This is a genomic window from Flammeovirga sp. SJP92, assembly GCF_001583495.1.
In the GTDB taxonomy this organism is placed as follows: domain Bacteria; phylum Bacteroidota; class Bacteroidia; order Cytophagales; family Flammeovirgaceae; genus Flammeovirga.
Window position 1 is genome coordinate 178,577 of record NZ_LQAQ01000020.1, and the last position, 21,020, is coordinate 199,596.

19 protein-coding genes are annotated in these 21,020 nt (G+C 34.9%); 12 read left to right on the plus strand and 7 right to left on the minus strand.

Going from position 1 to position 21,020, the window contains the following annotated elements; translation table 11 throughout:
• Positions 1-29: 29 nt before the first annotated feature.
• The 4 genes from AVL50_RS07080 (at position 30) to AVL50_RS07095 (ending at position 5,189) form a co-directional block, all read left to right on the plus strand.
• On the plus strand, positions 30-2,321 hold the full coding sequence (locus tag AVL50_RS07080) for a Tex family protein (protein ID WP_172826783.1): 2,292 nt from the start codon (positions 30-32) through the stop codon (positions 2,319-2,321).
• 165 nt (positions 2,322-2,486) lie between these two features.
• A complete protein-coding gene (locus tag AVL50_RS07085) occupies positions 2,487-3,314 on the plus strand; it encodes a purine-nucleoside phosphorylase (protein WP_062615786.1) in 828 nt (275 codons plus the stop codon).
• A gap of 94 nt (positions 3,315-3,408) precedes the next feature.
• Complete coding sequence (locus AVL50_RS07090; RefSeq protein ID WP_062615787.1) at positions 3,409-4,329, plus strand: universal stress protein; 921 nt, start codon at positions 3,409-3,411, stop codon at positions 4,327-4,329.
• Positions 4,330-4,421: 92 nt separating this feature from the next.
• Positions 4,422-5,189 carry a TerC family protein gene (locus AVL50_RS07095; RefSeq protein WP_062615788.1) on the plus strand — a complete coding sequence of 256 codons (768 nt, stop codon included), beginning with the start codon at positions 4,422-4,424 and terminating at the stop codon, positions 5,187-5,189.
• 64 nt (positions 5,190-5,253) lie between these two features.
• Here the strand turns inward: AVL50_RS07095 and AVL50_RS07100 are convergent, their stop codons facing one another.
• Together AVL50_RS07100 and AVL50_RS07105 are read right to left on the minus strand one after the other, a co-directional pair.
• On the minus strand, positions 5,254-6,114 hold the full coding sequence (locus AVL50_RS07100) for a hypothetical protein (protein WP_062615789.1): 861 nt from the start codon (positions 6,112-6,114) through the stop codon (positions 5,254-5,256).
• A gap of 3 nt (positions 6,115-6,117) precedes the next feature.
• Positions 6,118-6,906 (minus strand): polysaccharide deacetylase family protein, encoded by a 789-nt coding sequence (locus tag AVL50_RS07105; RefSeq protein ID WP_062615790.1) that lies wholly within the window; start codon positions 6,904-6,906, stop codon positions 6,118-6,120.
• A gap of 187 nt (positions 6,907-7,093) precedes the next feature.
• On the opposite strand from AVL50_RS07105, the gene AVL50_RS07110 reads away from it, so the two are divergent.
• The 5 genes from AVL50_RS07110 to AVL50_RS07130 all read left to right on the plus strand — a co-directional run bounded on the left by AVL50_RS07110 (position 7,094) and on the right by AVL50_RS07130 (position 12,812).
• Positions 7,094-8,680: an arylsulfatase gene (locus tag AVL50_RS07110; RefSeq protein ID WP_253764260.1), complete on the plus strand. Its 1,587-nt coding sequence runs from the start codon at positions 7,094-7,096 to the stop codon at positions 8,678-8,680.
• 240 nt (positions 8,681-8,920) lie between these two features.
• On the plus strand, positions 8,921-9,874 hold the full coding sequence (locus AVL50_RS07115) for a TRM11 family methyltransferase (protein ID WP_062615792.1): 954 nt from the start codon (positions 8,921-8,923) through the stop codon (positions 9,872-9,874).
• Positions 9,875-9,985: 111 nt separating this feature from the next.
• Positions 9,986-10,420: a cupin domain-containing protein gene (locus AVL50_RS07120; RefSeq protein ID WP_044207664.1), complete on the plus strand. Its 435-nt coding sequence runs from the start codon at positions 9,986-9,988 to the stop codon at positions 10,418-10,420.
• A gap of 199 nt (positions 10,421-10,619) precedes the next feature.
• Positions 10,620-11,765, plus strand: coding sequence for a linear amide C-N hydrolase (locus tag AVL50_RS07125; RefSeq protein WP_062615793.1), 1,146 nt, complete (start codon positions 10,620-10,622; stop codon positions 11,763-11,765).
• Positions 11,766-11,867: 102 nt separating this feature from the next.
• On the plus strand, positions 11,868-12,812 hold the full coding sequence (locus AVL50_RS07130) for an AraC family transcriptional regulator (RefSeq protein WP_062615794.1): 945 nt from the start codon (positions 11,868-11,870) through the stop codon (positions 12,810-12,812).
• A gap of 70 nt (positions 12,813-12,882) precedes the next feature.
• Here AVL50_RS07130 and AVL50_RS07135 read toward each other — a convergent pair whose 3' ends face one another.
• Positions 12,883-13,863: a porin gene (locus AVL50_RS07135; protein ID WP_062615795.1), complete on the minus strand. Its 981-nt coding sequence runs from the start codon at positions 13,861-13,863 to the stop codon at positions 12,883-12,885.
• Between the two features lie 202 nt (positions 13,864-14,065).
• On the opposite strand from AVL50_RS07135, the gene AVL50_RS07140 reads away from it, so the two are divergent.
• Entirely contained in the window at positions 14,066-15,283 is a 1,218-nt protein-coding gene (locus AVL50_RS07140; RefSeq protein WP_062615796.1) for a GTP-binding protein, read from the plus strand.
• Between the two features lie 225 nt (positions 15,284-15,508).
• Here AVL50_RS07140 and AVL50_RS07145 read toward each other — a convergent pair whose 3' ends face one another.
• From AVL50_RS07145 to AVL50_RS07155, 3 genes are all read right to left on the minus strand, one after another.
• A complete protein-coding gene (locus tag AVL50_RS07145; RefSeq protein ID WP_082795703.1) occupies positions 15,509-16,459 on the minus strand; it encodes an endonuclease/exonuclease/phosphatase family protein in 951 nt (316 codons plus the stop codon).
• Positions 16,460-16,513: 54 nt separating this feature from the next.
• Positions 16,514-16,978, minus strand: coding sequence for a hypothetical protein (locus tag AVL50_RS07150; RefSeq protein WP_062615798.1), 465 nt, complete (start codon positions 16,976-16,978; stop codon positions 16,514-16,516).
• Positions 16,979-17,256: 278 nt separating this feature from the next.
• Complete coding sequence (locus tag AVL50_RS07155; RefSeq protein ID WP_062615799.1) at positions 17,257-18,144, minus strand: LysR family transcriptional regulator; 888 nt, start codon at positions 18,142-18,144, stop codon at positions 17,257-17,259.
• Between the two features lie 108 nt (positions 18,145-18,252).
• Here AVL50_RS07155 and AVL50_RS07160 point away from each other — a divergent pair, with 108 nt between their 5' ends.
• Positions 18,253-18,987 carry an SDR family oxidoreductase gene (locus tag AVL50_RS07160; RefSeq protein WP_062615800.1) on the plus strand — a complete coding sequence of 245 codons (735 nt, stop codon included), beginning with the start codon at positions 18,253-18,255 and terminating at the stop codon, positions 18,985-18,987.
• 294 nt (positions 18,988-19,281) lie between these two features.
• Here the strand turns inward: AVL50_RS07160 and AVL50_RS07165 are convergent, their stop codons facing one another.
• The gene (locus tag AVL50_RS07165; protein ID WP_062615801.1) at positions 19,282-20,679 is read right to left on the minus strand and encodes a hypothetical protein; all 1,398 of its coding nucleotides are present in this window, start codon (positions 20,677-20,679) and stop codon (positions 19,282-19,284) included.
• Positions 20,680-20,801: 122 nt separating this feature from the next.
• Between AVL50_RS07165 and AVL50_RS07170 the strand changes: the two genes are divergently transcribed.
• Positions 20,802-21,020 (plus strand): transposase (locus tag AVL50_RS07170; RefSeq protein WP_062615802.1); only part of this gene is annotated, 219 nt, incomplete at its 3' end.

The following is a 21,020-nucleotide window of genomic DNA, read 5'->3' on the forward strand; positions in this document are numbered from 1 at the left end:
AAAGACCCTTTTGCATCGTAATTAATACTATGGTGAATATCACAAACAAAATTGCTCAGGCCCTGAGCATATCAGAGAAGCAAGTAAAAGATACGCTTGCTTTATTGGATGAAGGAGCTACTGTACCTTTCATTTCTCGATACAGAAAAGAAGTTACAGGTAGTTTGGATGAAGTTCAAGTTGCTGACATTAGAGACAAAGCACTCCAGCTCAGAGAACTTGATAAAAGAAGAGAAAGTATTCTTAAGAGTATTGAAGATCAGGGTAAATTAACGGATGAATTAAAAGATAAAATCCTTGCAGCTGAAACTATGTCTGTCCTTGAGGATATTTATCTTCCATATAAACCTAAAAGAAAAACAAAAGCCAGCATCGCCAAGGAAAGAGGCTTGGAACCTTTAGCTGATATTTTACTTTCTCCAGATTTATCTACTGACATTGAGGCTGAAGCAGCAAAATATGTAGATCCAGAAAAAGAAGTAGGAGATGTGGAAAAAGCACTTGCTGGTGCTAGAGATATTATTGCTGAGAAAGTAAATGAAGATGCTGAAACGCGTGCTGAAATGCGTGAACTTTTCATGAACAAAGGAACTTTCAAGGCAAAAGTAATTCCAGGTAAGGAAGAAGAAGGTGCTAAATACAAAGACTACTTCGATTGGAATGAGTCATTGAAAAATGCTCCATCACATCGTGTACTTGCTATGAGAAGAGCAGAAAAGGAAATGATCATTTCTTTGGACTGTTCTCCTGAAGAGGAAGATGCATTATTCTTAATGGAAGACATTCACGTAGATCAAAGAACTCCTAGTGCAGTGCAAATCCAAATGGCGGTAAAAGATGCTTACAAGCGTCTTTTAAAACCATCTATGGAAACTGAATCACGTTTAGTTTCTAAAAAAGATGCAGATGAAGAAGCTATTGGTGTATTTGCTGAAAACTTAAGACAATTATTATTGTCGGCACCATTAGGGCAAAAAAGAGTATTGGCACTTGATCCTGGATTCAGAACAGGCTGTAAATTGGTTTGCTTAGACAGACAAGGTAAACTTTTAGAAAATACAGCTATCTTCCCTAACGAACCTCAAAGAAAAATTGCTGAGTCAGGTTCTATTGTAAAAAGATTATGTGAAAAGCACGACATTGAAGCAATTGCGATTGGTAATGGTACAGCAAGCCGTGAAACAGAATCTTTTGTTAGAAACCTTGGGCTTTCAGGTGTAGAAATCGTTGTTGTGAATGAAAGCGGTGCTTCAATTTACTCTGCTTCAGAAACGGCTAGAAACGAATTTCCTGATCTTGACCTTACGGTAAGAGGTGCGGTTTCTATTGGCCGTAGATTAATGGATCCACTGGCTGAATTGGTAAAAATTGACCCTAAATCAATTGGTGTTGGTCAGTATCAGCACGATGTGGATCAATCTGCATTAAAGCAAAGTTTGGATGATGTAGTAATGAGTTGTGTGAACGCCGTTGGCGTGGAAGTGAATACAGCAAGTAAAGAATTACTTTCATACGTTTCTGGTTTAGGACCAAGCATCGCTCAAAATATTGTTGACTTCAGAAATGAAAACGGTGCATTTACGAATAGAGCACAATTGAAAAAAGTACCTCGTCTAGGACCAAAAGCCTACGAGCAATGTGCAGGTTTCTTAAGAATTAGAGATGCTAAAAACCCATTAGATGCAAGTGCTGTTCACCCTGAAAGTTACAGTATTGTAAAACAAATGGCGGATGATCTTGGAGTTACTATCAATGAGTTGATGTCTAATGAGAATCTTCACAAGCAAATCAAGTTAGACAACTACGTAACAGAAAGTGTTGGTATTCCTACGTTGACGGATATCCTGAAAGAATTAGCAAAACCTGGTCGTGATCCTCGTGAAAAATTTGAGGCATTCCAATTTGCTGATGGTGTAGAAAAAATCACTGACCTTACTGTTGGAATGAAGTTACCTGGTATCGTTACAAATATCACTAACTTTGGAGCCTTTGTAGATATTGGAGTACATCAAGACGGCCTTGTTCACTTAAGTCAAATGGCAGACCGTTACATCTCAGATCCAAATGAGGTAGTGAAAGTACATCAGAAAGTACAAGTAGTTGTCACAGATGTTGATATCTCTAGAAACAGAATTGCTTTATCAATGAAAAGTGGTGATGGAGTAGGCAATTCTCAAGGAAGATCACAAAGCAGAGGGAAATCAAATTCAACAAACAGGAGACCTTCAAACCAAAATAATACGAGAAGAAATACAAACGATAATGATGAAAACCTATCGATGCAAGATAAGTTAGCCATGTTAAAAAATCGTTTTAAATAATAGTTCTCCCCTATTTTCAGTTATTGGAAATAGGGGAATTCTCTTTATTCCTTAAATAGCTGGAAACACAAAACCAACTAACCCAACAAAATATATTTTACTGAAAACAACTGATGAAAACTGTTCATCATCAAAAGAAATCACAACACAAAAATTCAAAATCAAATGATTACATATAAAGAAAAAGTAGAAGAGTGTGTTCAAAAGGTACAAACACTTTGTGATGGTTTTCAACCTGAAGTGGGTATTGTATTAGGAACCGGTCTTGGAGGGTTGGTGGAAGAGTTGGACATCAAATATGACCTCTCTTATGAAAAACTACCTCACTTTCCTTTATCTACAGTAGAATCACATAAAGGACGCTTGATCTTTGGTTACCTCAATGGAAGAAAAGTAGTGGCAATGCAGGGTAGATTCCATTATTACGAAGGGTATGATATGAAAGAAGTCACCTTCCCAATTCGTGTTTTAAAACTGCTCGGTATCTCTGCTTTGATTATTTCTAACGCAGCAGGAGGTATAAACCCTAATTTCCAGAAAAGTGATTTGATGATTATCAATGACCATATCAATTTAATGTTTGGCAATCCATTGATTGGTAAAAACGTGAACGAATGGGGCGACCGTTTTCCTGATATGTTTGAACCATATAGCAATGATCTTATTGAAAAGGCAAAAGAGGTTGTAAAAGAACACAATTTACCTGTACATGAAGGAGTATATGCTGCGGTAACAGGTCCAAACCTTGAGACAAAAGCTGAATATAAATATTTAGGAATTATTGGTGCTGATGTAGTGGGTATGTCAACTGTACCAGAAGTGATCGTTGCAGTGCAAATGAAACTACCCGTTTTTGCCGTTTCAGTAGTCACTGACTTATGCTATGAAGGGGCGTTACAACCTGTTGATTTACCAGAAATTTTGAAGAATGCTAGTAATGCTGAACCTCATCTTTCAAAATTAATTGGTGGTTTATTGACAAAAATCATATAAATATGTTAAATTAATAAAAATAAGCACGTAATTTGCATATTTAAATCCATAATTTAATCGGAACAACCTTCTTACTACTGAAGAATAGTAGAATATGAACAAAGCACTATCAGCACTATTACCTATAGACCTAACGTATATTGACGATGCCATTATGCGTTATTCTCTAACTGCCGCACCTGTATTTTTAGTACAGAAAGTTATCCTTATGCACGTCATAAGAGACGGTTCAGCGAAAGAAGAAGTAGAGTATAAAGGAATACTTGTGACTAAAAAAGACATGATCATGCAGAAAATGCAAGAGCTTGTCGATAAATTCCAAGACCTAAACGACAGAAATATTGAATTTGTATTCCAAGTTTCTGAATCAAGTGATCCAACATCGAAAATTTTAAAAGCCATCCAAAAAAACAAGGTTGATCTTGTTATTGCTGGTAAGAAAAATATCGCTGAAGGAAGTGGTACAATTGCTCGTCTTTTAACAAGATATGCTTATTGTACAGTGTTAACGGTTTCGGAAAACCCTCAAGTACCAATTAAAAAAGCCATCGTTCCTGTTGATTTTTCTGAAATGTCGAAAATGGCCATGAAAAATGCCATTCAGATTGCCAATAGAAATCATATGGAACTGACCATTCTTCATGTGTATGCCCTGCCTACAGGTTATACTGCATCAGGTAAAACACCAGAAGAATACTCTCAAGTATTATTACAACATGCAGAAAAGAGGTGTAAAAACTTCTTGAAGCAATTTGATTTCGGAGATATTGATTATAAGACAAGACTGCATTTTGATATTTACGGAAATAATGAAGCTAAAATCATTTCAAACATTTCTCTAGTAGAAGACGGAGACTTGATTGTGATGGGATCAAGAGGTAGATCTGCACTTGCCGCCACTTTTATTGGCAGTACAACAGAAAGTTTGCTAAAACAGCATACTACAATCTCAACTATGGTCGTTAAAGACAAAGTTAGGAACTTAGGATTATTTGGAGCTTTATTAGAAATTTAATCTCCTGAACTATAAAAACTTAAAGAAGCTCTAAGATCACGCCCTGATTTTAGAGCTTTTTATTGCTATTAATTTCAACTTAAAACACTAAAATGGAAGCACTCTTCACAACAGCTGGATTGATCAGCTTGATCACACTAACATTACTAGAAATCGTACTCGGTATTGACAATATCATTTTCATTTCTATTGTAAGTGGAAAACTACCCCAAGAGCAACAAGACAAAGCCAGAAGTTTAGGCATCATGATGGCCTTAGTGGTTCGTATTGGCCTTTTATTCTCTATTTCATGGCTTGTTGGATTAGAAGATCCACTTATTACAATTCCTTTCTTAGACCTTGTTGGAGTAGATGGAGCTCTGAGTGGTAGAGACCTTATTCTTCTCGGTGGGGGATTATTCTTAATCGCCAAAACTACAAGCGAGATTCATGCACATGTAGAGGGAGAAGACGAAGAAGAAATGCAAGTCAAAAAGGTAAAGTCATTTTGGAGCGGAGTCGTTCAAATTGTATTGATTGATATTGTTTTCTCTTTTGATTCAATACTAACAGCAGTTGGACTTGTTAAAGAATTGCCAATTATGATTGCCGCCGTAATCATATCGCTTGGAGTGATGTTATTCTTCTCTAAGAAAATTGCCAATTTTGTAGATACTAACCCTACCATTAAAATGCTGGCCCTTTCATTTTTAGTAATGATTGGTTTCCTATTAGTGATCGAGGCATTTGGTGTTCACGTTCCTAAAGGATATGTTTACTTCGCAATGGCTTTTGCATTTGGAGTTGAACTTCTTAATATCAGAAGTAGAAAAAAGAATCCTAAAGTAAGCAATTCAGAAGAAGAATCTGTATCAGCTTAATCTTGATTACTATATAGAAAAATTCCCATCAAAATTGATATTCATTTTGATGGGATTTTTTTTATTAGAGAACATCTATTGTATCTCGTTCATTAAAATAAATATTACCATACCAACGTCCTTCTCTTTTTCTTCGATTGTAGCTTGGTAATACAAATTCACTTGGTTCTTGAAATTGTTTTAGATTGATGGTGCCTTCAATAACATTTGAATACAATATCTCTTCTTCATTGTTTACCTTCAGTCGTATTTTTGTTTTGTATTCTCCTTTATAAATCGGCATTGTAAAATAGGTGTAAGTTAGACCCGAAAGTGGATTAGGCCTAATGCTATTTCCACACCAACTATGTGCCCAATATTCTATAGGTTTCCATTTTCCTTCGGGAGTTAAAGCTTCTTGTATAGCCATAATATCACCATCTTGGGTGAGTATATATTTTATGCTATCGGATAAATTAGCAACCCATACTCTATACCCTTTCACATCTTCATATACAGGAGTAGATAGATGTCTTTGAGGATAAATTTCTTTACCATAAGAAAAAGTTGGAAGCTTATAACTATGCCACTTACTTACCTGATAGCTAATGGTTCTTGTAGTATCAATAATTATAGAAGGTCGGTAAGAAATCAATGTGTCAGTAGGGTCAAGCCATTCTTCTTCATCTTCTTCCTCATAAGAGTTATAAACACTATCAATAAAATGATTAAACCTTGCTCTCAGGGAATCATCGGATATAATTTTCTCATAACCTGTAGATGCCACTTGCATAATTTCAGTTTCGAAAAAGGGCAAACTATCAATATCATATAGTTCTTTATCCTCTATCTGAGGTGGATCAAAAGCATATGTTTTGGGCTTGTTCTGTAATTGACAATTCCATAATAATAGACTTAAAAAGAGAAGTGTGATTATTCTGTTCATAGTTTACTTTTTATTTTTTAAATAACGAGCTATTTCTACCATTGTATCTACCCAAATATCTTTTTTATGCTTTGATAAATACTCAATCAGTTCGATGTGTGCATCATTAGAAACATTCAAACTATGTTCCCCTCCAACGCCATGAAATAGAAATACCACCAATGCATTTTGAGCTTCCGCTTCTTGAACTAGCTTGATCATCTCCTCCCCTGTTTGTCCATGCATACTGAAACATTTGATATTATTCATATCAATGGTCTTGCTTGATTCCAAACCATGAAAAGTTCCTCTTGCCGCTACAAACTCACTTTCTACTTGATCATAAAAAGTTGTTCCATTAATTGTCAAATCACCGCACGGATAAGCGAACGTTCGCTCGTCTTTTCCATCAATGGCTTTTAGTAAAGTGTTTGTTGTTTTGATTTCATTGACGGCTCTAAAAATAGTGTATTTACTAAGGTCTCTTTCAGGTATCACCCAATCTCTATGATCAATACTCCCATCACAAGGATGTGCTAAAGTATGATTGCCTAATTCGTGTCCTTTTTTGGATGCTTTTCGCCATTCCTCCATTCTCTTATTCAGAATTTCGGTGTCACCCATTACATAAAAAGTACCATTGAAATGATGCTTGTCTAAAACTGGCATTACACTGTCTAAATGTACATTCAAAGCATCATCGTAGGTCAGTACAACGGCACATTTTTTCCCATTCCAAGGCGTATCACTTTGGGCATAGATTATATTGATTACAAAAAAGAAAAGAAGAAAGGTAGTAGTTATTTTTCTCATTACTGAAACTAGTTTGCACTAAAAAAAGATTCACTTGTACAGGATTAGTACTTGTTTTAAATGTAGAACATATTCTATCCTCTAACAATTCATTAGTGGTAAATTATGTTTAATCTAAAGAATATCAACGCAATCTATTAAGTGCTAAAGTAAATCTAATTTGGTACTTGACTGTAAACTATTTCAGATGAAAACCTTAATTATGAGAAAAACTATTCTAGTATTACTCTCGCTAGGAATTGTATTTTGTTCCTATGCTAGTGAAAAACCTGAGAAAAAAACACCCAAGAAACCTAATATCGTCATTTTATGGGGAGACGACATAGGACAATTCAATCTATCATTTTGGAACCGTGGTCAAATGGGATATATGACACCCAATATTGACCGAATTGCGGAAGAGGGAATTGCTTTTACAGACTATTATGGAGAGCAATCTTGTACTGCCGGTCGTTCTTCTTTTCTGACAGGGCAAAACCCGATTCGCTCTGGCCTTTCAAAAGTTGGTTTACCTGGTGCAAATGCAGGTTTTAGACCTGAACATCCTTCTATGGCTTGGTTATTAAAGCGAGAAGGATATGCTACTGCACAGTTTGGAAAAAACCACTTTGGCGACCGTGACGAGATGTTGCCTACCAATCATGGTTTTGATGAATTCTTCGGCAACTTATACCACTTAAATGCAGAGGAAGAACCTGAACACCCTGATTATCCTCAAGACGAATGGTTTAAAGACAAATTTGGTCCAAGAGGTGTAATCCACTCTTACGCCGACGGTAGAGTTACAGATACAGGCCCATTGACTAAGAAAAGAATGGAAACGGTGGATAGAGAAATCACGGAAAGAGCAATTGAATGGGTTGGCGAAAAAGCGAAAGAAGATGCTCCTTTCTTTTTGTGGTACAATACCGTTGGGATGCACTTCCCTACTTACAGAGCGGATGATATTAAAGGTATTTCTGGTCAAGGTGGTGATTCTTTTTATGCCGATGTAATGGTAGATCATGATCGAAATATTGGAAAGATCTTAGCAAAATTGGAGGAATTAGGTGTGATGGAAAATACCATCATTATGTATTCTACAGACAATGGTCCGCATTATAATGAATGGCCTGACGGTGCAGTTACTCCTTACAGGTCAGAAAAAAATACCAACTGGGAAGGTGCCTATAGAGTGCCTTGTCATGTGATGTGGAAAGGTACTATTCCTGAAGGGAAAATACTTACTGGTATCGTTTCTCATCAAGATTGGTTGCCGACGGTAATGGCTGCTGTTGGAGTGACGGATATCAAAGCTCAATTAGAAAAAGGAGTAGATTATGCCAATCGAAAAGTACAAACTACAATAGATGGCTTCAATATGCTTCCTTATTTCAAAGGAGAAGCCAAAGAAAGTCCTAGGCGTAACTTTATTTATACGTCTGATGATGGTGATGTAACGGCAGTCAGAATGGACGATTGGAAAGTAGTATTTATGGAACAAAGAGCACGTACAATGCAAGTATGGGCTGAACCATTTGTACCACTTCGACTACCAAAAATCTTTAATATCAGAAGAGACCCTTATGAAAGAGCTGACACTGACTCCAACTCTTATTGGGCTTGGCTGGCAAAACGTGCCCCTTATATCTACAAGGCAGGTGCTACGGTAGGAGAATTTATCCAATCGCTTTATAAATATCCTCAAATAGAAAAAATTGATTCTTTCTCCATTGATGGTGCTATGGACGATTTTAAAAGATGGAATGAAGAAAGATTGAAATCGAAGCAGTAATACTGCATTTTAAGTAATTATACTTTTAAAAATGGGAAATGTTAGATTATTATTTTTTTGACTAATCAAGGCAGAATTGAAGAGCATAGCATATGCTACGTAATGAAATTCTAACGCAGAGTAGTCAAAAAAAAGAAAGTCTAAAACTTCCGATTTTGATTGTATAACTGCATAGTATTAACTTGCGGCTTCATTTGGCATTAGGTCAGATGAAGCCTTTTTATTAATTCAAATATCCCCATGCAGAAGGAACAATTTTTATATACCATCAAATACAATTCAAATGAGATCTCCATGTGTGAGCTTGAAACAAAAATCCTTTTTGATCAAGCACTCCAAGGCAATCATTTCTTCTCTGATGTAAAAATTGAACCGGACAGCAGTGCTTTTATCAAGAAAAGAATTGATATTCTCTTTGCTACTGAAAATTATGATGAACTCCTTGAAAATATTAAGGCGAAAGATATATGTGCTGAAGGCTTCAAATTGGAATATGAAAAACTGAAAGGAGATGAAATTGGCTATAAACCCCGTCTGAATAAACTTCGCGATATTGGTTATATCATCACCGGAGAGCCTGATTATTACAATCCCACGGTCACTTATGCTTTATGCAATTATGAAGACGTTTGGTATTTTGGAGAATCGATCCGTGATGACGCTGAATGGCAAAAACATAATGACAAACCCTGTTCTTTCAGTAATTCATTGAGTATGAATACGGCCAAAACATTGGTCAATATCGCCTCTAAAGGTAGTAAAGAAAGCAGATTAATAGATACGTGCTGTGGTGTAGGAACTGTTATGTTAGAAGGCTGTTATGCCGGTTTTAACATAGAAGGATGTGATATCAACTGGAAGGCTTACAATCATACCACAAAGAACTTAGAGCATTATGGTTATTCGGCAAAAGTCTATAACGAGGATATCAAGAATATTACTCAAAAATATGATGCAGCCATTATTGATTTGCCCTACAACCTCTACTCCGTTTCAAGTGATGAAATTGTAGAAAACATCATTGCCTCTGCCTCAAAAATCGCCTCAAGGTTAGTGATTGTTTCTATCTCTGATATTAAGGCAATTTTAGAAAAGTATAATCTTGAAATGGTAGATTTCTGTACTGTTGATAAAGTGGGGAAAGTGAAGTTTACTAGAAATATTTGGGTTTGTGAATTAAAAGCTGAATTATAATTCTCTTTCCAATAGATATTTTCATTTTTCTATGAAACAGTTCATTTCTTCTCTAAAAAATGATAATTTATAGTTTTGATTATCAATTAAATATCAATTCACTCAAATACTATGAAAGAAAGAGAAGTCATCAGAAACGGAGAAGGAGAAAACTACAACTATTCACAAGATCACTGCTTTGTAAAGCTCTCGTCCAACCACACTAATGGGGAACTCAGTTTTGTAGAAGACACCCTGAAACCAGGCTTTTTCCTTGCACGTCACCACCATAAAATCATGACTGAGATATTCTATATTCTTGAAGGAGAAGTAGAGTTGATTTTTGATGATGAAACGGTAATTGGCAAGCCTGGTGATACCATCACGGTGCCTCCAAATGTATGGCACGCGGCAAAATGCGTGGAGGGTGGAAAAATGCTCACTATCTTCAAAAATGGTCAGTTTGATTTATACCTCGAGAAACTTTCTAAACTCACCGATGCCGACTTTGAAGATGCTGAATTGATGAAATCTATTTCGGCAGAGTTTGATATTTATGAGGAGTAACCTACTCTTTCATTATACATAAAATGAAAAGTCAATCTAGCTTTAGGTTGGCTTTTTGTTTTTACATCTAGTTCAAACCAAAGACAAATTATCATTCCTACTCCAAATATTTTTTATACATCATAAAAGTTTTTTTATACCTACTTCCTTTGCGTAACCGCGACATTTGTTTTCGTAATCAATTTAAAAACAAATAGTTATGAAAAAGAAAGTAATCAACTTCAGCATTTTAATTTCTCTGATCCTTAGTTATGTAGTAGTACCATCAATAGCATGTACTCGTATTTTATGGAATACTGGAGAAAAAGTAATTGTAGGAAGAAACGAAGATTTTGCTTCAGCATCCAATCCAACATTAGTGCTTTCAGGCAGAGGAACTGAAAGGGTGGGAACATCAGATGAGGCCAAAATTGAGAAAGCGGTAACATGGGATATCAAGTACGGATCATTAGTCGTGTTTGCTAATAACCGCTTCCCAATGGACGGTATGAACGAAAAGGGATTAACTGCTCGAACGCTGTTCTTCTCCGATGGAGATCCCAACCAACATTTGTCAGAGGAAGAAAAGAATGAGAAAAAATTATTGGACTCTGACCATTGGATCAGCTATATCTTAGATAACTTCTCTACAGTCAATGAGGCGGTAAACTCAATCAAAAATGATGTTTATTTAGCAAGTGTTCCTGGTAGAAAAAAGTATAGTTATGCTACGCCAAAACATATCTCGATTGCCGATGCCACTGGTAACTCTGCAGTTATTGAGATTCAAAATGGTGAAGTCAAAATCTTTGAAGGAAGCCAATACAAGATCATGACTAACCCTCCAAAATATCAAGATATGATGGCTAAAACAGAAGCTTCTCAATTAGATATTTTCAGTCCTGATTTCCCTACTACATTTTCTGGTGAGGATCGTTTCCTAAGAGCGAACTACTGGGTAAATCAACTTCCAAAACCACATAATAGTGACGATGTCAATACAGCTTATGGCTTTATGTATATGGCGTTAGGTAACGTAGCATTTATCCCAGGTATGCCACTTCCTGATGAAGATCAACCTCTAATGGATGATATTGTAGCCAACTTAAGCCACCCAGACGAATCTTACGGTAGTGCTACTTATTTCCAAAGTATCTCCAACCTTACAGACCTTCATTATAGATTCAAATCTTTGACTGCTCCGTCTGATATCTACTTTGACTTCAGCAGTGTTGACTTCAATACGCTAAATGGAGTAAGCATCATCAAAAGAGTTGAAAATTATGCTCAAAACGGATGGTCAGGAGAAATCAATGATCACTTACAAGAGATCGAAGGAGATATTTATGCTCAAGAAATCGAATAATTAAATACACCCACTTTATTGCTGTAGGCTATGGTTTGAGGACCATAGTCTTTTTTGTTTTCATAATAAAAGGTAAATTCATTAGAAGCATTTTTCCTTTTTATGAAAAGAGTAAGTATCAACCAAGGTGTCATTGACCCAAAATTCCTGCACATTAAAGAAGTGGTAGGTGGAGCGTTTAAAAATGAATATCAACTTCAGATCAAGAATGAACTGTTTGATGGAAGTATTTTTATGTTTCATCAAGAAAAGTTCAAGATCTTAATTCTTGACCTAAAGGTAAATCAAGACATTACTTTTGACATTTATAGTGCTCAAGCATTTGACTTCTCGGTCTTCTGTTTTGCAGATGAAGTATCTTACTTCAAAGATCAAAGTGATCTTCTAAAATTTAGTACTGCACATGGATTAGTCTTTTTAAAGCAGGAGGAGAAAGTATCATTTACCTATCATAAAGGGGATGCATTAAAATGTGTTTCCTTTTATATGAATAACGATAAAATCAATCCTAAAATACTCGACTACATTCATCAATTGCATCAATTTGTATTTCATAAAGGCGATGCTCACCTCTTACTCTGGAAAAAATCAACCTATAATTACCACTCCCTCCATCCTATTTTATTACCAGATTGGTTTATGGCAAAAGGGCACGAACTATATATCATCATACAAAATATACTTCTCAATGTAGATATAATAGATCAAAATGAATTGTTCTCTACCGATGAAGTTGAAAAAGCTTTTGAGGTAAAAAATAAGATCCTATCTGATTTAAGAACGAAACCCAAAATCCATCAGCTTCAAGAGGAGTTGGGGATTAGTACCTCAAAATTAGAAGCTGTATTCAAGCATTTATTTGATCATACCATCTATCAGTTTTATCAGGAAAAAAGGATTGGGGTTGTAAAAGAAGATCTAAAGGATCAAACCAAAACCATTTCTGAAATTGCCTATGATTATGGTTTTACAAATGTGCATCATCTATCGAAAACTTTTAAAGATTACTATGGCATGAGCCCGACGGTTTATCGAAAAAACATATAAAAATATCCCCTCAAAAATGTGCTTTTCACTCATTTTTGAGGGGATATTTTTTCTTCTTTAAAATTCTAAACTAAATACTTAAACGGACACCTGCAGCGATTTGCTGTCTCTTATTTTCATTACTTTCAATAAAAGTGGAAACGAGATAAAGTTTTATCTTATCGGTGATTTGAGGTTGATATACTAAAGCCATTGTGAGGGCATTGAACACTTCGTCAGGGGTGTTTTCTTGAGAAGTATTCCACTCTATTTTATTATAACTGTATTTGATAAAAGGCTCCAACCTCCCCCATTTAGCTTTTAGTTTAATGGGTACAGATTGGTAAGAAGCATTTTCATAAAAACCAGGCATATTTTGAACTAAAGAACAATCCGTTTCCAAAGAATACTTTCCAAAGTTCCATTGTAAGCCAAGATTTAAAGCAAACTTTTTAGGACCATGATCAGAAGGAATCCAAGAAATACTGTTTCGAGTATTAAGCTTGTCTTTGATGATAAATCCATACCAATAGGCATTGTACTCCAACTGATGCAAAAAACCGGTACTGTCTTGAGTCGCATTTATAACTTGAAAACCGAAATTCTGACCGCTTTTTGTAAAATAGTCAATGGTGACTCCTGTGGTAAATATGTCCAATAACATTCCATTCATCGAAAACTGAAAGATGTCACAAGGGTTATACTCTTGCTCAAAAGTACCCACATTCATAAAGCCTCTCCCGAGCGTAAAAGCCCACCTTTCATTATTCGTTTTGTAGGTCAAGCTGGCAAAGGTGACACTCTCTGAAATATTACTTTCAGCGATACCAACATCTACCGGCATAAACTGGAAGAGGTAAGAGATATTGGGTGAAATATTGCCATAAGCCCCTATAAATAAATAGGGAAACTGAAACTTTTGTTCATTTTGAAATTGATCACTTTGCTGATCATAATGCATAGATGAATACTCTACCCGAGCATCAATCATGGGATTAAATAACTTTATTTTTTCTTGTCCAAATACTTGAAACGAGACAAGAAAGATCACAATGATGAATAGCTTTTTCATAATAAATACTTTTTACAAAGGACGCTATTCATCCGTTTTTCCATGTTCAAAAAAAATGGAATGTGTATAAAAAACCTGTACACCAGACAAATAGAAAAGACTTAGCAGAGCAGAAACACCCTAATAAAACCTGCAATAAAGTTGCGTTTACATTCAATTGATTTTATTTTGCGACACCATCGCACTTTAAAACTTTAAACTTATGAATAGGAAACTACCTGTAACTGTTTTGAGCGGATTTCTCGGAGCAGGGAAAACTACTCTTCTCAATCACATTCTACACAACAAAGAAGGACTGAAAGTAGCCGTCATTGTCAATGATATGAGTGAAGTAAACGTTGATGCAGAATTGGTCAAAAACGAAAACACTTTATCGCGTACAGAAGAGAAATTAGTAGAAATGAGTAATGGTTGTATCTGTTGTACACTCCGCGAAGACCTGATGGTAGAAGTAGAACGACTCGCAAAGGAAGACCGTTTCGACTATCTACTAATAGAAAGTACTGGTATTAGTGAACCTGTTCCTGTAGCTCAGACCTTTTCGTTTGTTGATGAGGAAAATGGTATTGACTTATCTAAATTCAGTTATATTGATACTATGGTGACTGTGATTGATGCCTTCAACTTCTTTAAAGATTTTGATAGTCCTGAACGATTAGTGGATAGAGAGTTAACGGATATTGATGGAGATTACAGAACGATTGTGAATTTACTTACTGATCAGGTTGAGTTTGCTAATGTGATTGTCTTAAATAAAACGGATTTAGTCACTGAGGAACATCTAGGTGTTTTACGTGCCGCTATTCAAAAATTAAATCCATCTGCCAAAATCACTGAATCGACTTACAGTAAAGTCGACCCTGCCAAAATTCTGAATACTGGATTGTTCAACTTTGAAGAAGCGGAAGAAAGTGCGGGCTGGATTGAAGAACTTAATAAAAAAGAACATACTCCTGAAACAGAAGAGTATGGAATCTCTTCTTTTGTCTATCGTAATACAAAACCATTCGATCCAGAACGTTTTTGGTATTATATACAATATGAGTTTCCAAATACTGTGATCCGTAGTAAAGGATTATTTTGGCTGGCTTCACGCCCTGATCAAGCATTGGTATGGAGTCAAGCAGGAGGTTCATTAAAAGCAGATAGTGCTGGGGTTTGGTGGAGTAGTATGCATCACAAAAAACGACTTCAATACTTGGCTTTTATTGAAAATCAAGAAACGATTGAAGCAGGTTGGGATGAGATGTATGGTGACCGAAAAAATGAATTGGTTCTAATTGGACAAGATATGGATAAGGAACAGATCCTTAAAGATCTCAACGAATGTATTGCTACGGATGAAGAGCTGAAAACGCTTCGTTGGAAATTAGGATATGAGGATGATTGGCCGGTAGAAAGGTCTTATGCTTTTGAGTAAAAATATTCGACCATAAAAATGCCTATTCCAAGTTAATTTTAGAATAGGCATTTTTAATTCTATGGATCTATTAAGTACAAATTCAAAATTATCTAATTCTATTTATTGATTTGCGATTACTTCCTTCAAAAAACTTTTAATAGAACCACTATTCATACGTTTCTTAGCGTTGTGCTCACAAAAAAATAAATTAGAATTAACTATGATTTATTTTTGACTTAGTACTTATTTCAACTTGATCGTCACAATAACAGGGTTGTGATCTGATACCAATTCATTATTTGTTTCAATAATTTTGGTATGAATGCCATTATCTTCAGCCACATTAGAAGACAATAAAATATGATCAATCTGCTCTGGTTCTCCCTTATAATTATAAGTCCATCGCACATCAAAATCTTTGAAATACTCTGACCTTCCAGTTTGAATCAACTCCTCATAAATGTCATCAAAGCCTCTCACTCTATACACTGAAGGGCTTTTTTTCTCAGCATTCAGATCACCTGTAACAATTACTCTTCTCCCTTGATTCAATTGTTTTATAATGGACCTTCTAGCAATGCTCGCTTGAGCAATTCTCTTGGCGTCACTCTCAAATCCACCTCTTTCACTTTTGAGATGAAGAACAAAAATATCAACTTCTTTCTCTTCGATTGTAGCCGTTACTTTCATCCCCTTACTTACCCCAGTTTGTCCTTCTGTGTCTCCATCGAGTTCTTCAAGGTAAATTGAAGTTCCTTCGATCTCATACCAAGTATCTTTTAAAGGGTATTTTGATAAAACAGCCACATGTTGACCTGTAAAAGTATCCTTACTATCACATACCTCCCAGTAATCATAAGTTACTTCGATTTTCTTTAACTCATCTACGAGTACTTTAAGGTCTTCACGCGTACCTACTTCTGTAAGTGTGATGATGTCTGCATCAATTTTCTTGATCATTTCTGCAACATTTGCAGAAGCTTCTTGAAGCTTTTCTACCCTATTTTCTTCCTTGCTCCAAAATTTCTGATCTTTTTTGGAAGCATATTTCATATCGTAAGGTAAACCAAACTTGATTTGGACTTTCTTCTTATTTAAAAACTCAGCGTTAAATGTTGCAATTGTAAACTCCTGAGCAAACAACGAGCTAAGAGTTGTAAAAAATAGAAGAGAAAGTAATTGAATTTGTTTCATTATTAGTTTTTATTTCGATTAGACCTGCAAGTAAATCAAAAAAAAAGAATGATGTTATTTATTTCTAGCTTTTATAATATCATCCACAATAGCCATATGATGTTTGGTATGGATCATTAGGAACTTTAGTGCCTGTTTCTTTTTTAAATCGCCAAAATAAGGGTGCTTAAAGTATTTCTCTTTTTCAAGGGTATTTAAATCTGCTATTTTCTGTTGCGTCACTTTTAAATCAGCTTTAAGAGAAGCTTCATCATACGTTTCAGGTCTTACCATTTTTGGAGACTTTCCTTTTCCTCTTGGTATTTTGTTCATACCAAAAACAATCAATCGAGGTATTTTAAATGACCATTTATATTTTTGAGGATCAGATTTTTTCATGGCTTCAATAACACTATCCAGTACTAATAAGCTATGTTTTATGTGCCAGCCAACATTGGCCTCAGAAACAGTTGATTGAAGAAGATGGTGGTTCTCTATTTTGGATTCAATATCTATAAGTAAAGCTTCTATTTTTTTCATAGTTCAAGATTTGAAGTCATAAATTTTGATTTGGAATCTAATGTAGTTTTTTTCCTCAAGATAAGTACTAAATTATAATCAACTTTCAATCAACTTCTTTACAAGTTGTCTATGACCTACTTTCAAGCTTTTCCCTTAAAGGCCGAGGGAGTACTACCAAACTAAAAGGATAGAAAGTTCACTGGCGCGAATGTTAAGCGTTAGCATCATTCGTGCCCTACAGATCATTAGAAATCTCCTGATTTCTAAATGTCAAAAACATTTGAAAATGTAGTTAATCAATCATTATAATGTTTCCTCAACATATCAAAAAACACTTCCTGCTTTTTATGGGCAATCAAGTAATAATCTCTATCAGGATAATCATCCGTTTCCCAGAGTAATTTCAATGAATTATTATCAATAAATGCTTGAGCATTTGCTTTCAATGCTACTGCCACTCCTTCTATCTTTGTTAGTTCTTGAAGCATAAAATATTCATTAGGAATCACATAATTAGTGAATATTTTAGGGCGTTTTTTATGAAAACAATGCAACCAAAAGAACTTAATAAAAGGGTTAGTAGACATATGCGAAAACCAAACTTGATGCTCTAACCACTTTTGAATTTTCCCCAAATCATTCTTTAAGATATACTGATCCAGTTCTTCAGTGTTTAGATTAGGATTTCCGACAATGACCAATTTAGAACTTGCAATTTTCTGAGAAAGCACGTCAAAAGTAGGATAATCTTCCCTGACAATAGCCGCATCTACATCCCCTTGATTGACCAAACCAAATAGTTTTTTATTATCATTTTCGAAGTGAACCGTAAGGTGCTTAAAAGAAGACAGAACCTGTCCTGAGATAAAACTTTTATAGAGGTCTTCACTAATTCCGAAAGTATATAGCCGCTCTTCTTTTTGTACCGATTTGCTATAACTCGCCTCCACTTTTTCAAGAGTATCTAATGACTCAATGATCAAATTATTGAGGAATTTAGCATTTTCTGTAGGGACGACTCCTTTCGATTTTCGAGTAAAAAGCTTATGTCCTACCGCTGCCTCAAGCATGCTCATCTGATTGCTTACAGTAGGTTGCGTAAGGAATAATTCTTCTGCTGCTTTAGAATAACTTCTGTGTTTATAGACTGCTTTAAAGGTGCGATACCATTCTAGATTGACCATAGTGATATTAATATTTTTATATCATGATCAAATTTAAACGATTTCATTTTATATCACAACCCCTCTACATTTGTATCATCATCATTTAAACATTAAACGAAAATAACTATGAAAAGAATAGCATTAGTAACAGGAGCGAATAAAGGTTTAGGTTTCGAAACAGCACGTCAATTAGGTGCAAAAGGTATCAAAGTATTGATCGCCTCTAGAAATAAAGAAAGAGGAAATACTGCTGTTGAAACATTGAAAGCAGAAGGACTTGATGTTGAGTTGGCACAATTAGAAGCTACAAATCAAGCTGAGATTCAAGCCTTGGCCCAAAAGATCGAAGCGGAATATGGTAAACTCGACATTTTGGTCAATAACGCCGGAATCATCCATCAGGACGAGCCATTAGGTGTAAATACTGCTGAAGGTATTTCTGATGAAACATTGAAGGAGACTTTTGATGTCAACTTCTTCAGCATCGTCAACCTAACACAAACGTTATTGCCTCTTCTGAAAAAGAGTGATGCCGGCAGAATCGTAAACCTTTCAAGTATCCTCGGTTCTAATACAGAACAAAGTGACGTTGAGTCTCCTTACTACACCGTAAAGCCATTTGCTTATGATGCTTCAAAAACAGCACTCAACTCCTTTACCGTTCACCTTGCCGCTTCGCTTGAAGACACCAATGTCAAAGTCAATTCCGCACACCCAGGCTGGGTAAAAACTGACTTAGGTACCGAAAATGCCCCAATGGAAATTGTGGATGGTGCAAAAACATCAGTAAGCCTTGCATTAGCAGAAGAAACCGATTTCAATGGAAAGTTTGTTCATATGGGAGAAGAAGTAGCTTGGTAAATTGCAATGATCCTCAAAAGGTCTGGTAATCATAAATTATCAGACCTTTTTTTATGCCTAAAAATATAGAACCTAAACGAACGACACGTCAACTAACAATTAAAACTCTTATTCAATCCTCTATTTCTGTTTTTACAGCAACAGCATATTAGAATTGATTTTTAAAAAAAACTGGTGTATGGTGTAAGTCCCTGCATGTACAACGTGTGAGTCCTTGCTTGTACAATGTGGAAGTCCTAGCTTGTACAACGTGTGAGTCCCTTGCTTGTACAACGTGTACGTAACTAAATGGAGTTATTTCCTACTAAATATATCCACTGCGAAGCTTAACGCTTTAGTAGTTAATGTATAATACTGTCCCAATAAATTGAATTCTGTATGAACTTTTTCAGCTAATGACTCATTAAATACTCTATTCGAATTAACCAGTAAATTTAAAAAGATAAAAGAGGCTTCTCTACTATATAATTCATGTGATAATGAGGGTGAAATAGCAAGCCTTTTTAGAAAATTTATATATATTTCTCTGATATCGTAGCCAAACTTGCCCATCAAATTAATATTATCACAAGCTCTATCATAACTCATATCTTTATTAACTAATTTAGAAATATAAGCATTATATAAAATCTCACCGTCTAGGGTCAAACCCATATATTGATTATTAAGCAAAAAAGTTATAATGTTTCCATAATCACTTTTAAAGTTTAACTTTAAGAATTCCTCTGTTGATAATATTAATTTATTAAAGTGTTTTGTATAAACTATATCATCTGATATTAGATAATAATTTTCCCTCTCAGATAGAATTACATTCTCTATAATTCTCTCTATAAATACATCATATGATTCCTTTTCAAATATTGATCGAAACTTTAATTTTTCATTTGGAATGATCACTTTACAATACTTTTCAGTCCATCTTTTATAAAATTTCAGTTTATCTATTCTCCGCTGATGAAATGCTTCATCATAAAAATGTCTTCTTATATTATAATCATCAGAAAAAGAAAGACTTACTCTCACATTTCTTTCATTGTTTGCCTTCGAAATTAAACGATCTAAATGTCCTATAACATGAGAAGTGGTTATAAACTGTCTGTTCTGAAAAGAGATTATTTTATTCTGATCTAAATCTGAAAATAAAACTATAGCCGAAAAGTCTAAAATATAATTGTTCTCCTCTGAATTAGATACAAAAGGTGCATTATTAATATAATTTGGCCTTATATAAAAACCTAGACTAGAATTTGAAGTTAATTCTGAATACGCTGTTATATAACAATCATTGAATAATGACCTTACTATATCTGTAAAGGAAGTCTTATAGGATTTATATTCTGATATTTGACTTTTTTGATGTTCCTTATCTAATAATTTTTGAGCTCCATATAATTTAAAAAGTTGTTCATTAATACTACCATAAACATCATTTTCGTCTATCTTAAAAGACTGAAACGGTAATTCATTAAATTGACTTCCTATCGATAAAAGCAGTTCGTCAAATAAATTCAGAAACTTATTTGCTATACGGGTTATTTCTACTTTTTTTAATTCTTGATCTAACTCTCCAATTTGAACGAATAAAGGCTCCCCTACCTTCTTATTAATTGATTTTTCAACAAATTCCTTATTTAATGTCTCATCATCTACAAGTATGGTTTCATGATCATCACCAATTTTAAAAGTCACATAATAGTTTTTCTGAACAATCTCATATTGTTTAAAAAACTGATTAAATTGAGTTAAAGTGTATAGTTACCCCATCAAAACGGACTGCAATCTAAATTAATAATTAAGTAAATTGCAGTGTTATGAAAAGTAAAAGAAAATTCACCTCAGAATTTAAAGCCAAAGTAGCTTTAGAAGCCATCAAGGATTTACAGACTACTACAGAATTAGCCCAAAAGTATGATCTTCATCCTACTCAGATCAGTACATGGAAAAAGGAATTTCTAGATGGTGCATCCAGTGTTTTTGAAAAGTCTAGAGAGAAAAAGAAGCTTCAAAAAGTGAGTGAAGGGAAAGAAGAT

Bases quoted from the DNA above. Each gene is read 5' to 3' on its own strand.
- AVL50_RS07125 (WP_062615793.1), top strand. From the start codon at position 10,620: ATGAAAAAGAAAGTAATCAACTTCAGCATTTTAATTTCTCTGATCCTT.
- AVL50_RS07095 (WP_062615788.1), top strand. From the start codon at position 4,422: ATGGAAGCACTCTTCACAACAGCTGGATTGATCAGCTTGATCACACTA.
- AVL50_RS07080 (WP_172826783.1), top strand. From the start codon at position 30: ATGGTGAATATCACAAACAAAATTGCTCAGGCCCTGAGCATATCAGAG.
- AVL50_RS07160 (WP_062615800.1), top strand. From the start codon at position 18,253: ATGAAAAGAATAGCATTAGTAACAGGAGCGAATAAAGGTTTAGGTTTC.
- AVL50_RS07130 (WP_062615794.1), top strand. From the start codon at position 11,868: ATGAAAAGAGTAAGTATCAACCAAGGTGTCATTGACCCAAAATTCCTG.
- AVL50_RS07145 (WP_082795703.1), bottom strand. From the start codon at position 16,459: ATGAAACAAATTCAATTACTTTCTCTTCTATTTTTTACAACTCTTAGC.
- AVL50_RS07110 (WP_253764260.1), top strand. From the start codon at position 7,094: ATGAAAACCTTAATTATGAGAAAAACTATTCTAGTATTACTCTCGCTA.
- AVL50_RS07135 (WP_062615795.1), bottom strand. From the start codon at position 13,863: ATGAAAAAGCTATTCATCATTGTGATCTTTCTTGTCTCGTTTCAAGTA.
- AVL50_RS07100 (WP_062615789.1), bottom strand. From the start codon at position 6,114: ATGAACAGAATAATCACACTTCTCTTTTTAAGTCTATTATTATGGAAT.
- AVL50_RS07090 (WP_062615787.1), top strand. From the start codon at position 3,409: ATGAACAAAGCACTATCAGCACTATTACCTATAGACCTAACGTATATT.
- AVL50_RS07150 (WP_062615798.1), bottom strand. From the start codon at position 16,978: ATGAAAAAAATAGAAGCTTTACTTATAGATATTGAATCCAAAATAGAG.
- AVL50_RS07085 (WP_062615786.1), top strand. From the start codon at position 2,487: ATGATTACATATAAAGAAAAAGTAGAAGAGTGTGTTCAAAAGGTACAA.
- AVL50_RS07105 (WP_062615790.1), bottom strand. From the start codon at position 6,906: ATGAGAAAAATAACTACTACCTTTCTTCTTTTCTTTTTTGTAATCAAT.
- AVL50_RS07120 (WP_044207664.1), top strand. From the start codon at position 9,986: ATGAAAGAAAGAGAAGTCATCAGAAACGGAGAAGGAGAAAACTACAAC.
- AVL50_RS07115 (WP_062615792.1), top strand. From the start codon at position 8,921: ATGCAGAAGGAACAATTTTTATATACCATCAAATACAATTCAAATGAG.
- AVL50_RS07155 (WP_062615799.1), bottom strand. From the start codon at position 18,144: ATGGTCAATCTAGAATGGTATCGCACCTTTAAAGCAGTCTATAAACAC.
- AVL50_RS07140 (WP_062615796.1), top strand. From the start codon at position 14,066: ATGAATAGGAAACTACCTGTAACTGTTTTGAGCGGATTTCTCGGAGCA.